Genomic DNA, 12,917 nt, shown 5'->3' on the forward strand with positions numbered 1-12,917 from the left:
TGATGCACAAATCCTGATCGAAGATGTAGCCGCCACATAGAAATATTACTCTCTATTTTTATTAGTTGCATGATTGACAAAGAAAAAGGTGATACTTCAAATTCATCGCCATTACCTATCAAATACATCTATAAAATCGGCTATCCCTTCATTGTGGTTACCGTAGAATGCTCTCTATTAAGAACGCGACGCACAACAAAGAGTAGTAATAAGTAGTCAGCTCGCGGTTAGCCATCACGTTATCATTATCATTCAGGAGAGCATCATGTATAACTTTCAACGTTACCAATCCAAAGAGCTGGCGCTGGCTTATATGAGCGGAAAACGTCATGACTTGTCACCAGAAGAATTTCTGCAACAGTTGAAAACTGTCGATACGTCTTTTCAGGCATTGCTGAAAAACGGCCAGTCAAATGCAAACCTAACGATGGTTAAAGCCTTCTGATCCAGGTTGTATGCTTCATTTATGCCACGGTAGGAAAGTGATCACGTGAGGAAAGCCAACACACCTGCGGTTCGGAGTATAGTGGGGGATAGAATAAAAAATGAACCAACCTGGGTTGATGGCAATCAGGCCTTCATTATTATGAAAGCCTAAAGGATTCATAGGGGCGTTTTTCTTTGCTTAAATTTCCCAGTCGTCATTATAGCGCTTGGGTTTAAACTGAATGATATCCCCCCGATGTAATCCATTCAGTGTAGCGTCATCATGAGCGACCTCGGCCTCTATCAACTCACTATTGTCGTCAATTTTCAAGGTCAGACGGGTCAATGCGCCCAATGGACGAATATCCTTCACTACCACGGGTTGATAATCTACATGCGGTTGTCTTGCCAACACAACTTCATGCGGACGAAACAGGATAGATTTATCGGACTCACGCAATGTTAGCCGGTTGCTATCTCCCAAGAAGTGATAGACAAATTCACTGGCCGGGTGATTATAAACCGCATCGGGTGAACCAATTTGCTCAATTACTCCTTTGTTCATCAGCACGATACGATCAGCCACTTCCATCGCCTCTTCCTGATCATGCGTCACAAAAACCGAGGTTAAATTGATCTCTTCATGCAGCCGGGATAACCAGCGACGCAGCTCTTTACGCACTTTGGCATCCAGTGCGCCAAACGGCTCATCCAGTAACAAGATCCGGGGTTCAACAATTAATGCCCGGGCTAATGCGACACGCTGACGTTGCCCGCCGGAAAGCTGTTCCGGATAACGTTCAGCCAGCCAATCCAGTTGAATCATATTGAGCAGTTCATGCACTTTCTTGTCTATTTCACGCTTTGTTGGCCGAATATGTTTAGGTTTCATACGCAAGCCGAACGCGATGTTATCGAATACCGTCATATGCCGGAACAACGCATAATGCTGAAAAACGAAGCCGACATTACGATCGCGTACATCATGCACAGAGACATCTTCACCATGAAACCGGATGCTGCCGCTATCTGGTTTTTCCAGCCCGGCGATAATGCGCAACAATGTGGTTTTACCACAGCCGGACGGCCCCAGTAATGCGACCAGCTCACCGCTCTCAATCGACAGGTTGATTTGATTCAATACCTGGAACTGACCAAACTGTTTATTAATATTGTTAACCTCAATGCTCATTTTTGGCCAGCTCCTGTTGTTGCTCTACCTGTTTGATTAAACGACTTTCACTCCACTGACGCAGCAGCAGTACCACCAATGACATCAACAGCAGCAGGATAGCGACGCTGAAGGCAGCAACGATGTTGTATTCGTTATAAAGAATTTCGATATGTAGCGGTAATGTGTTAGTTAACCCACGAATATGTCCGGAAACTACCGAAACCGCGCCGAACTCCCCCATAGCGCGGGCTGTACACAGCACTACGCCATAAATCAACGCCCACTTAACATTGGGTAGCGTAATATGCCAGAACATTCGCCACCCATTGGCCCCCAACAGACGTGCGGCTTCTTCTTCCTGTGAGCCCTGCTGTTCCATCAACGGAATCAATTCCCGTGCTATATAAGGCAGCGTGACAAACAGGGTGGCCAGCACAATGCCCGGGACGGCATAGACAATTTCCAGATTATGTTCAACCAGAAAGGGATAGAGTTTGCTTTGCGCACCAAATAACAGTACATACATCAACCCGGTGACCACCGGTGACACGGAAAAAGGCAGGTCAATCAGTGCCAGCAACAGCGTTTTTCCCCAGAACTCAAATTTAGTCACACACCATGCAAGGCATAACCCGAAAATCATATTGAGAGGAACGGCAATAGCCGTTGCCAGCAGTGTCAATTTCAGTGCCGAAACGGCATCCGGCTCGGAAATCGCATCCCAAAAGGCCCCCAACCCGTTATGCAATCCCTCGGTGACGACCATCAACAGCGGCAATACCAACACCATGAAAAAAACTATCCAGGCCAGCACAATCAAAACATAAAACGTCGCCGGGCGTCTGGGGGAAATCTGCACGCTGGCAGATGTCGATATAATCTGATCCACGATGAAATCCCTACAACTTGGGTTGAATATGACGTTGCAAAATATTAATCAGTAGCAACATAATGAAAGAAATCATTAGCATGAAAACCCCGATCCCTGTCGCACCTTTGTAATCGTACTGATCGAGTTTGGATACAATCAGCAATGGCAGTATTTCTGTTTTAAAAGGGATATTCCCCGCGATAAACACCACCGAGCCGTACTCCCCTATGCCTCGGGCAAACGCCAGCGCAAAGCCGGTCAGCCAGGCCGGTAAAATGGCAGGGATCAATACATGACGAAAGGTTTGCAACGGCCCCGCCCCCAGGCAAGAGGCGGCTTCTTCCACTTCCTTGGGAATATCAGCCAGCACGGGCTGTAAGGTCCGGACGACGAAAGGTAACGTAACAAAAATCAACGCCAACGTAATACCAAGGCTGGTATAGGCGATCTTGAATGGAAACAGTGCCCCCACCAGTCCCGTGGGTGCATACAGCGAGGTTAAGGCAATTCCGGCGACGGCTGTCGGCAGGGCAAATGGCATATCGACCATGGCATCAATGATCTTCCGCCCCGGGAAGGTATAACGTACTAATACCCATGCCAGCAACGTGCCCAAAATGCCATTGATAAAGGCGGCCATCAGCGCCGTGCCGAACGAAAGCCGTAACGAAAAAAGCACCTGACGGCTGGTGATTAATTCCCAGAACTGAATCAATGTCAGTTGGCTGGCGTACAGAAACATCGTCGCCAATGGAATGAGAACCAACAGTCCCAGATAGCTGATGCTAAAACCTAACGTTAGTCCAAAACCGGGGATCACCGGTAAAGCGCGTCTCGACATAAAAAACCTTTGATTATCATGCGCAGGAGAGTATCTCAGCCATCATCCGCATAACAAAACTGCCCATAACAGCAGCAGTTTTATGCATTGAACATCTTACTTGTTGATTTGTTTGAAAATGCTATCGAACACACCACCATCGTTAAAAAACCGAGACTGTGCTTTTTTCCAGCCACCGAATTCCTTGTCAATGGTGACCAGTTGTACCGGAGCAAACTGGTTCTTGAACTCCTCAGCAATCTGGGCATTACGCGGTCGATAATAGTTTTCGGCGATAATACGTTGCCCTTCATCACTATAAAGATAGCGGAGATACGCTTCCGCCAGCTTTTGGGTACCTTTACGTTCAACAACCTTATCCACCACCGCGACTGGCGGTTCTGCCAAAATAGAGAGTGATGGTGTAATGATTTCCAACTGATCCCCACCCTGCTCTTTCAGAGCAAGATGCGCTTCATTTTCCCAGGCAATCAGTACGTCGCCCAACTGACGCTGGACGAAGCTGACTGTCGCCCCACGGGCACCGGTATCCAGCACCGGTGCATGGCGGTACAATTCTGTGACAAACTTCAGCGCGCTCTCGTCATTTCCGCCAGGAAGATGTTTGGCATAAGCCCAGGCGGCTAGAAAATTCCACCGTGCGCCACCAGAGGTTTTTGGATTCGGCGTAATGACCTCAACGCCTGGTTTAATCAAATCGTTCCAGTCTTTAATATGCTTGGGATTCCCTTTGCGCACCAAAAACACAATGGTTGAAGTATAAGGGGTACTGTTATCCGGTAAACGCGATTGCCATTGAGGATCAATCAATGGCCGGTTAAGATTCAATGCATCAATGTCGCCCGCCAGCGCTAACGTCACGACATCCGCCTGCAACCCATCAATAACCGCTCGAGCTTGTTTACCCGAACCGCCATGCGAGTCTCTAATCGTGATGCTCTCACCGGTGGTTTCTTTCCAATGCCGGATAAAGGCAGCATTATATTGCTGATAAAGCTCACGGGTTGGATCATAAGAGACGTTCAACAATTCTGTTGCCGCAGAGACCACACTGGAAAACAACAGTGTGGCTGTGGCCAATGAAAACACCAGACGGCGCATTGACATGCCTATCGCTCCTCAAAAAACACGTATTTTATCCACCTGTAGAAAATCCAGGTTAATCGGCCATTGCCATGAGCATGGCTGGTTTTTCCTGAGTAGATCCTAGATAAAATTAGTCCAACATCTATACAGAATTACATCAGCACGCTTTTCAGTATGTTGGTTATATGGGTGTGTGGAAGGGACAATAGAGGATATAGGAAGGTGGCAAAAATACTGTTTAGCGATAATTTATACTATTGGGTTATATTATTTGCCATATATTAATAGTTTTGAGTCTAAGATAATTAGCATCCACTCTGAGTGGTCTATTCATCTTCATCCAATTGAAGCGCTATATATAACAGCAGCCGATCATCAAAGTTGGTCAAATCCAGCCCAGTCAGTTCCGAGATACGATTCAAACGGTATTCCAGTGTATTACGATGAATAAACAGCGCCTTGGCTGTCACTCCGGGCTGCACATTATTACGAAACCAGGCATGTAATGTCCGGCGTAATAGGCCATTTCCATCCATTGCTTTGAGCTTGGTCAACGGGCGAACCAGCTCATTAGCCTGCCAGCCACCACGCAAGCTATCCAGCAATACGGGCAATATCAGATCCTGATAAAAATAGCTGCGTTGAGCCGGCATACGCTGCTTGCCAACACTCATCGTAGTCCGTGCGGTACGATAAGAACGCGCGATACTGCCAGGACCGGAAAAATAATTCCCCAGCGCCAACCGGACCCGTAAGCGACTGCCATCTGCCATACGGGAAAGCAAATTATCAATGCGCCGACGATGTTCCTCCGCATCCCAACGCCCATAACTATTAAGTGCAGGTTTCAACACCACCATTTCTGTCAGTGACACAATAGCAATCAGGTTGTTGCGCTCCGGCGTCGTCAGTAGAGTTTGTAACTGCTGAAGCTCATCCATGGCGCTATCCACACCCAGTTGTCCACTATCGACTTCCACTACCGCTACCACACGTGGCTGATTAAGATCGATCCCCAATCGTTGCGCCCATTCCATCAGCGCCGGTGACAACTCGTCAGTCCGGATCAGGTTCAATACCAGCTCTTCGCGCAGACGACTATCCTGTGCCAGAATATGCAGCAAACGCGCCTGCTCCAGCATCATCTCGGCAGCCATGCACACCAGTTCACCGTACTGGCGCAACTGCCCGGGATTACCGGTCAGACCGATAACGCCCACGATTTCTCCGTCTATCCTCAGTGGCAGATTGATGCCCGGCCGTACACCATGCAGGTGACGGGCAACCGCTTCATCAATGTCGACGACCCGCCCTTGAGAAAGCACCAACAATGCGCCTTCATGTAGCTCACCAACACGATCCTGGTCACCACTGCCAATGATTCGACCCCGCGCATCCATCACATTGATATTACTATCAATAATTTGCATAGTACGTGCAACTATATCCTGTGCCAGACTGGCATTAAGATGATAGGTCGCCATTTCAACCTCGGAAGGGGATTGACAATTGCACCATCATAACGACAGCAATAACCTCATACATTGTGCAATTACACAGAAAGTGTCACATCAGGTAAGATTTGCAACAGACATCACAAATATGTTCAATGAAGAGCCGGGCATAGATGTGCCCGGCAATCAGGAGGGTTGATTACTGAATTAACAAATAGAGATCACTGTCACCACGGCGGATGTTTAACGCCAGGACCGATGGTTTACTATCGAGTATCTTGCGCAACTCACCAATATTGCCGACGGGCTGCTGGTTGACACCCAAAATAACATCACCTTTTTGCAGACCAATACGTGCGGCAGCAGAACCAGGTTTAACCTTGTCCACCTTCACGCCTTTGTGTCCATCCACCTGGGTATTGCTTAATTCCGCACCTTCAATGGCAGAATTCAAGTTCCCGGATGCCACCTTCGTCTGACTACTCTGCTGTAGAGTAGCATCCACGGAAAGTGTTTTACCGTCGCGAATCAACCCCAGCGTCAGTTTAGTCCCTACCGGCAGAGAACCAATCTGAGCCCGCAGCGCGGCGAAACTACTGATAGTTTTACCATTCAGGGAGACAATCACATCACCAGCTTTAATCCCGGCTTTGGCAGCAGCTGATTTCGGTTGCACCTGGCTGACAAACGCCCCGCGCTGGGCATCGACTTTCATCGCTTTGGCCAGATCAGAGTTAAGTTCGGTACCGATGATGCCTAATTCACCGCGTTTCACCTCACCAAATTCCACCATCTGATTGGTCAGGTTTTTCACTATGTTACTGGGAATGGCAAAACCGATACCGATATTACCGCCACTGGGAGCCAGAATAGCCGTATTCAAACCAATCAATTCACCATTAAGATTGACCAGAGCACCACCTGAGTTCCCCCGGTTGATTGCCGCATCGGTCTGAATAAAGTCTTCATAATTCTCAATATTCAACCCGGTGCGCCCCAACGCAGAAATAATCCCGGAAGTCGCGGTTTCACCCAGGCCGTACGGATTACCAATCGCTACGGCATAATCCCCGACACGTAATTTATCAGAATCCGCTATCTTGATAGCCGTCAGGTCACTAAAACCTTCAAGCTGAATTAACGCGATATCTGATTGGGGATCTTTACCGATAACTTTAGCGTCAAACTTACGGCCATCATTGAGACGAACCTGAATCTTGTCAGCATTTTGCACCACGTGGTTATTGGTCACCACATAGCCTTTCGCTGCGTTGATAATCACACCTGCACCCAGGGCTTCAAAAGCCTGCCGCTCAGGTGCGGCAGAGTTGCCATTCCCGTCGCCCCCCTGACACATGGGTGACGACTGAAACGGCGAACCATCCTGACAGAAAGGTGAGTTTTCGCCAAAGAACGGCTGTAATTGCTGCGTTACGCTACCTTGGCTGACATTGGTATGCCCATTTACATAAATATTGACGACAGACGGCATCACTTTTGCCAGCATGGGTGCCAAACTGGGGAGCTGTTCACTGGCAGAGGCAGTTGAGCCCGCAGCCAGAGCAGGAACGGTACCCATCGCCATCGCCAGACTTAAGGTTAATGCACTCAAAATCAATGATTTTTTTTTCATAGGGATATATCTCATAGTCAATCAATATAGGGGATCTATGGCCTTCTGCAGCGGTCATACTGTATGTGAGGTAACTATGCACAACCAAAGTCCATTCACGCAATATAGTGAAGAGTAAGGAAATATTGTCCATATTTACAAAACTTATCTTCGTGATAATACTCCGTTTCAATCCGTTTCAATCGGCTGCCATCAGGCGTCTATATTCATCATAGGCATATAAATCGGTCATGCCACTGATATAATCCTGAATCAAACGGGCACGATAATAGTACTCGCGCATTTCCCGCTCTTTCGTTGGCAGCCGTTGCAGGCCCTTCAATGCATCCAGATAAGCCAAACAATGTTTACGGGAAAGTTTGTGATAAAGCCGGGTTTCAATGGGGAAACATGAGTGACGATTCTCTTTTGCCAACTGACAAAAATCACGGTAAGACAGATCAAGCAATGGACTATAAATATCCAATAATCCGCGAATAACGCGATAGCCTTGCAACTCAAGTTGCTCGACTTCATGATTATTAAAAACGAACTTTCTAGCGACATCTTTAAACATCTTTAATAAACGGGCATTCGGACCCTCATCTTCCAGCAGTGCGTGATTAAATTTTCCAATAAAAATATCGGAAATATTATCAATAAAACGCATCGCGGCGTGCGGCACCATCTTTCCAACGGTATAAACACGCAGATACATGAAGAACTGATCGTTAATTCGCAGTTTTCTCTCTTTATAAGCTCGTTCTACCGTAACGCTAAACAAATCTCCGGGCCGACTTTCCCCCCAGCTGTCACGCAAATAGGTATAAAGCTGCTCAACAGTGAGAATGTTTTTCTCTATAGCATCTTCCAGATCCGCCACACAGTAAGAGATATCATCGGCGGCTTCCATAATATAAGTCATAGGGAATCGGTGATACTCGCCCAGAGAGAGTTCCCGGCGCATCTCAACGATAAAAGGCTCTTCTGCCAGATAATAGCCCGGTTTTTTCATGAGATAGTCGTATTCTGTCGGGATCTCACCCAGCCAGTATGCCGGGCGGGTATATTTTAAGATGCCACCTACCTGCCCATAAGTCAGATTCAACCTCAACAAGGTATGTACCAACCGTATAGCCTGGGCATTCCCCTCAAAATTACTCAAATCCTGGCGAATATGGCTACGCAACTGATCATAATCATCATGCTGAAGCAACAGGCCATGAACGCTACATTGATCGTCACGAGGATTGTCGGCGCTTAAATAGGCGACATCCAGTCGTTTGCCAAACCACGCATTGATTGCCGCTTCACCAAAATGCCCAAACGGAGGATTACCGATGTCATGCATCAGGCAGGCCATTTCCACGATGCTTTCAAATGGCGTTTGCAACGCAGCCAATCCTGTTGATTCCAACAGATTCCCCCGCCGCATTCTCTCCACAATCTCTTTGGCGATGTAACGCCCGACCTGCTGAACTTCCATTGAATGCGTCAAACGGGAACGAACCGCCGCATTACGTTCCAACGGAAAGACTTGTGTTTTCTGCTGTAAACGCCGGATAGCAGCAGAGTTGATAATCCGTCCACGATCACTTTCAAACTGACGAATAATGGCATAGTCATCCTCAGCCGCAACTGGTTTACTAAAAGGCCGCTGAAAATTGATCTTTTGCGAGAAATCGATATCAGACATGCTGTTCTCCATGTAAAACCCCTGTCAGGGTGATAACACGTCAGACCGGACGATACAACCGCATCACGTGCGCTCTATTCACCTCAGCCATGATAAACTAAGCACTATGACACTCCTGTTATTTCTACCAAATCTGTGGGGAATCCTATGAAAGTGGGCATTATTGGCGCAATGGAACAAGAAGTTACCCTGTTAAGGGACCAAATCCAGAATCGTCAGACTTTCCAACGCGCGGGCTGTGAAATTTATAGCGGTCAATTACACGGTACTGAGGTTGCCTTACTGAAATCGGGCATCGGTAAAGTCTCAGCCGCATTAGGCACCACTCTGTTGCTGGAACACTGCCAGCCTGATGTTGTAATTAACACCGGTTCTGCCGGTGGGCTGGCTGCCGCGCTCAACGTAGGCGACATTGTAATCTCTGACGAGGTGCGCTATCACGATGCCGATGTGACAGCTTTCGGTTATGAAGCTGGCCAGATGGCAGGCTGTCCGGCGGCGTTTGTGGCCGATACATCGCTTATCGCAGTGGCACAGGACGCGATTGCCACACTGCGGCTGAATGCCGTACGGGGTCTGGTGGTTAGCGGCGATGCTTTCATTAATGGTGCCGAACCGCTGGCGCGCATCCGTCATCTCTTTCCACAGGCCATTGCCGTTGAAATGGAAGCAACCGCCATCGGTCATGTTTGTCACCAGTTTGACGTACCTTTTGTCGTCGTCCGAGCCATTTCAGACGTAGCAGATCAGGAATCTCATCTCAGCTTCGATGAATTCCTGTCCATAGCCGCCAAACAGTCTACTCGCATGGTGGAAACCATGTTACAGATGCTGGCACAACGCCAGTAACCCCAAGCCGACTATGCCCTGAACCAAGCCACGGCGGACTCAGGACATAGCGGCTGCCAGCCAGTAACGGAAATGCAATAGTGCGACTTACTCGTTTGAATTTTCCCTTCCTGAAAACCACGATGCTATTGATCAGTGTCTTCTGGTTCTCTCTGGCGCAGGCTGCTGCCTTGCGAGTGATTACGCTGGCTCCGCATGCCACGGAAATGGCCTACGCTGCCGGGATGGGGGAACAATTGGTGGGCGTCAGCGCTTGGTCAGATTACCCACCAGAAGCAAGAAAGCACGAGCAGGTTGCCAGTTGGCAGGGGATCAACATCGAACGTATCCTGTCCCTGAAACCTGATGTGATACTGGCATGGCGTGAAGGAAATCCACAACGGCCATTAGACCAATTGGCTTCCTTTGGCATCAGGATTATTTACCTCGACCCCACTACGCTGGAAGATATTCCCCGTCAGTTGGAGCAACTTGCATCGTACAGCCAACATCCTGACATCGCACGGCAATCGGCACGAGCTTTCCGCCAGCAACTAGCGGATATACAGCGGCGCTATGCGCATCGCACACCTATTCGGGTATTCCTGCAGTTTGGCCGTCAACCACTGTTTACTGCATCGAAGAAAACGCTACAGAGCCAGGTTATCTCATTATGTGGAGCACACAACGTATTTGCCGATAGCGCTATTCCCTGGCCGCAGGTGAGCCGAGAACAGGTGATAATGCGTCAACCACAGGCGATTGTGATCAGTGCACCACCGTCTGCCGTAGCCAGTACCGTTGCATTCTGGCGACCTCAACTCACTATCCCCGTCATTGCCGTCAATGAAGATTGGTTTAATCGCAGTGGCCCACGCCTGCTACTCGCGGCCCGTCAATTGTGCGAACAGCTATCCGGGCTAACATCACCATCAGCCAGACAATAAAAAACCCGTGCACCTGTCGAGGTAACACGGGTTTTACTGCGGCATACAACGCGATCAAATGCTGAAAGACGATCCACAACCACAGGTCGTTTTGGCATTAGGGTTCGTCACCACAAAACGGGAACCTTCCAGCCCTTCAGTATAATCTACCGATCCACCGATCAGATATTGCAGACTCATTGGATCAATAACCAGCGCAACGCCCTGTTTCTCAATAGTCATATCACCTTCGTTTACCTTATCATCGAAAGTGAAACCGTACTGGAAACCACTACAACCACCACCGGTAATGTAAACCCGAAGTTTTAAATCTGGATTTTCTTCATCAGCAACCAGAAGCTGCACCTTCCTGGCCGCTGCATCAGTAAATTGCAGTGGTAGTGCTACCGCTACATCATCACTCATTTTTCTTACTCCCAACCAAATATCAGGTGGCTCATACCAAACCCAATTGGATTCATTATCTAATAGCCCCCCGAAACGTTCAAGATTTGATCTCGCTCATGGCAGAAGCATCTTCTTTCATGCTGGCCTCTGCCTGAACCTGACGTTGAATAGTATGGGCAAGAATAGACGAATAGAGCGGTTTACCGCCAAGAAACTGGGCAATCAACGTGGCCCCCAGGCAGGTAATAATCATTGGCAGAATAAGCTGATAGTTATCAGTCATTTCCAGTACCAGTACAATCCCGGTTAATGGTGCACGCACTGACGCGGCAAACAATGCCCCCATTCCTGCAATGGCAAACGTCCCAGCCCCCAAACCATAAGCGGGAAACAGCAAACCGCAAGTCATGCCAAACGCGGCACCCAATAATGTTCCTAGTGATAACATCGGGGCAAAAATCCCGCCCGGCGCACCGGAACAGAAGCAAAGCAACGTCATCACTACCCGAACCAGAAATATCACCAGCAGCATACCCACACCGTAATGCTCCGCTGCCGCAATCGGGATCAATTCAAAACCGCCACCGGTCACCTCACTAAAGAATAGCGAGAATATCCCGCATAGACCGCCAACCAGTAAACCAACGACCATGAATCGTTTGAGGCTGCGACCGTGAAAACGGATAAAACGGTCCTGCGACCATAACACCAGGGCATTAAATAGAACACCAACGGCACCAAAAATAATGCCAAGCAACAAATAAAGCCATAGGGTATTAACGGGGGCGGAGGAAAGGCGACCGATATTAATGACAGCTACCTCACCATTGAACATGCGAAAAACAACACTGGACATGATGACGCCAATAAATACCGCTTTGATGGAGATAAGATTATAGCGAAACTGCGGGCGCATCTCTTCGATGATAAACAGAATCCCGGCCAATGGCGCATTAAAGGCTGCCGCCAGACCTGCCGCAGCCCCTGTCGCCAGTAAAGAATGCCTTACATCAGCCCGTCGAAGTGGTAGCAACTCAGCAAACATCCCACCGATATTCCCCCCCCAATTGAACTGTCGGCCCTTCGCGACCAAGAACCATACCCGCGCCCAGCGAGCACAGACCGCCAAAAAAATTTCACGGGCAACACTCGCCACCAACGTACCGGGCGCAGTTCTTCCAGCGCGCCTTCAATTTCCGGAATACCCGAGCCCCCGGCTTCCGGCGCAAAGGTGCGCACCAGGTAGTACCCCAACATCGCCAATAACGCCGAAAACAAAAAAGCTACTGGCCACACCAACCATGAATCTGTCAGTTGTGTTAATACGGACATTCGGTGATGTTGTACCCAGTTAACCGCCATATCAAACACAACGCCGACGATTCCTACCAATGTACCTACAAACGCAGCCAGAACCAGAATGATAACCGGCGTTTTATCACGTCGCAGAATCTGACGGATCGCAGCATTACGGGCAGCTGCAGATAATAAAGGTGAAGTGACTTTAGACACGCAATAAACTCGGCTTGATACACAACGATAGACAAGTCGACCATTCTAATTGCTAATGACGCCTTCTGCCCAGCGCCGATTTT

The 12,917-nt window shown here is 48.6% G+C and carries 11 protein-coding genes and 1 pseudogene; 3 read left to right on the plus strand and 9 right to left on the minus strand.

The genetic code is table 11. The features are described 5' to 3' along the window. Positions 1–265 precede the first annotated feature (265 nt). The gene (locus PCO85_16875) at positions 266–445 is read left to right on the plus strand and encodes a hypothetical protein (protein WJV52868.1); all 180 of its coding nucleotides are present in this window, start codon (positions 266–268) and stop codon (positions 443–445) included. Positions 446–625: 180 nt separating this feature from the next. Here PCO85_16875 and PCO85_16880 read toward each other — a convergent pair whose 3' ends face one another. The 7 genes from PCO85_16880 to dgt all read right to left on the minus strand — a co-directional run bounded on the left by PCO85_16880 (position 626) and on the right by dgt (position 9,160). After that, positions 626–1,618 (minus strand): sulfate ABC transporter ATP-binding protein, encoded by a 993-nt coding sequence (locus PCO85_16880; GenBank protein WJV52869.1) that lies wholly within the window; start codon positions 1,616–1,618, stop codon positions 626–628. After that, complete coding sequence (gene cysW, locus PCO85_16885; GenBank protein ID WJV52870.1) at positions 1,608–2,489, minus strand: sulfate ABC transporter permease subunit CysW; 882 nt, start codon at positions 2,487–2,489, stop codon at positions 1,608–1,610. The genes PCO85_16880 and cysW overlap by 11 nt, the downstream gene beginning before the upstream one ends. Positions 2,490–2,499: 10 nt before the next feature. Continuing rightward, positions 2,500–3,312 carry a sulfate ABC transporter permease subunit CysT gene (cysT, locus tag PCO85_16890; GenBank protein ID WJV52871.1) on the minus strand — a complete coding sequence of 271 codons (813 nt, stop codon included), beginning with the start codon at positions 3,310–3,312 and terminating at the stop codon, positions 2,500–2,502. Between the two features lie 96 nt (positions 3,313–3,408). Beyond that, the gene (locus PCO85_16895; protein WJV52872.1) at positions 3,409–4,419 is read right to left on the minus strand and encodes a sulfate ABC transporter substrate-binding protein; all 1,011 of its coding nucleotides are present in this window, start codon (positions 4,417–4,419) and stop codon (positions 3,409–3,411) included. Between the two features lie 305 nt (positions 4,420–4,724). Next, positions 4,725–5,882: a CdaR family transcriptional regulator gene (locus PCO85_16900; protein ID WJV52873.1), complete on the minus strand. Its 1,158-nt coding sequence runs from the start codon at positions 5,880–5,882 to the stop codon at positions 4,725–4,727. A 169-nt stretch (positions 5,883–6,051) separates the two neighbouring features. After that, a complete protein-coding gene (degP, locus tag PCO85_16905; GenBank protein WJV52874.1) occupies positions 6,052–7,485 on the minus strand; it encodes a serine endoprotease DegP in 1,434 nt (477 codons plus the stop codon). Positions 7,486–7,663: 178 nt separating this feature from the next. After that, positions 7,664–9,160 carry a dGTPase gene (gene dgt / locus PCO85_16910; protein ID WJV52875.1) on the minus strand — a complete coding sequence of 499 codons (1,497 nt, stop codon included), beginning with the start codon at positions 9,158–9,160 and terminating at the stop codon, positions 7,664–7,666. Positions 9,161–9,307: 147 nt separating this feature from the next. Between dgt and mtnN the strand changes: the two genes are divergently transcribed. Both mtnN and btuF read left to right on the plus strand, forming a co-directional pair. After that, complete coding sequence (gene mtnN, locus PCO85_16915) at positions 9,308–10,009, plus strand: 5'-methylthioadenosine/S-adenosylhomocysteine nucleosidase (protein ID WJV52876.1); 702 nt, start codon at positions 9,308–9,310, stop codon at positions 10,007–10,009. Positions 10,010–10,131: 122 nt separating this feature from the next. Continuing rightward, on the plus strand, positions 10,132–10,935 hold the full coding sequence (btuF, locus tag PCO85_16920; GenBank protein WJV56119.1) for a vitamin B12 ABC transporter substrate-binding protein BtuF: 804 nt from the start codon (positions 10,132–10,134) through the stop codon (positions 10,933–10,935). A gap of 54 nt (positions 10,936–10,989) precedes the next feature. Here btuF and erpA read toward each other — a convergent pair whose 3' ends face one another. Both erpA and clcA read right to left on the minus strand, forming a co-directional pair. Further along, positions 10,990–11,340, minus strand: a complete 351-nt coding sequence (erpA, locus tag PCO85_16925; protein ID WJV52877.1) for an iron-sulfur cluster insertion protein ErpA — start codon at positions 11,338–11,340, stop codon at positions 10,990–10,992. Positions 11,341–11,419: 79 nt separating this feature from the next. Further along, a pseudogene (gene clcA / locus PCO85_16930) lies at positions 11,420–12,834 on the minus strand (H(+)/Cl(-) exchange transporter ClcA). Positions 12,835–12,917: the final 83 nt, after the last annotated feature.

The organism is Prodigiosinella aquatilis (assembly GCA_030388725.1).
GTDB lineage: Bacteria > Pseudomonadota > Gammaproteobacteria > Enterobacterales > Enterobacteriaceae > Prodigiosinella > Prodigiosinella aquatilis.

Bases quoted from the DNA above. Each gene is read 5' to 3' on its own strand.
- PCO85_16875 (WJV52868.1), top strand. From the start codon at position 266: ATGTATAACTTTCAACGTTACCAATCCAAAGAGCTGGCGCTGGCTTAT.
- PCO85_16880 (WJV52869.1), bottom strand. From the start codon at position 1,618: ATGAGCATTGAGGTTAACAATATTAATAAACAGTTTGGTCAGTTCCAG.
- cysT (WJV52871.1), bottom strand. From the start codon at position 3,312: ATGTCGAGACGCGCTTTACCGGTGATCCCCGGTTTTGGACTAACGTTA.
- PCO85_16895 (WJV52872.1), bottom strand. From the start codon at position 4,419: ATGTCAATGCGCCGTCTGGTGTTTTCATTGGCCACAGCCACACTGTTG.
- PCO85_16900 (WJV52873.1), bottom strand. From the start codon at position 5,882: ATGGCGACCTATCATCTTAATGCCAGTCTGGCACAGGATATAGTTGCA.
- degP (WJV52874.1), bottom strand. From the start codon at position 7,485: ATGAAAAAAAAATCATTGATTTTGAGTGCATTAACCTTAAGTCTGGCG.
- dgt (WJV52875.1), bottom strand. From the start codon at position 9,160: ATGTCTGATATCGATTTCTCGCAAAAGATCAATTTTCAGCGGCCTTTT.
- mtnN (WJV52876.1), top strand. From the start codon at position 9,308: ATGAAAGTGGGCATTATTGGCGCAATGGAACAAGAAGTTACCCTGTTA.
- btuF (WJV56119.1), top strand. From the start codon at position 10,132: ATGCTATTGATCAGTGTCTTCTGGTTCTCTCTGGCGCAGGCTGCTGCC.
- erpA (WJV52877.1), bottom strand. From the start codon at position 11,340: ATGAGTGATGATGTAGCGGTAGCACTACCACTGCAATTTACTGATGCA.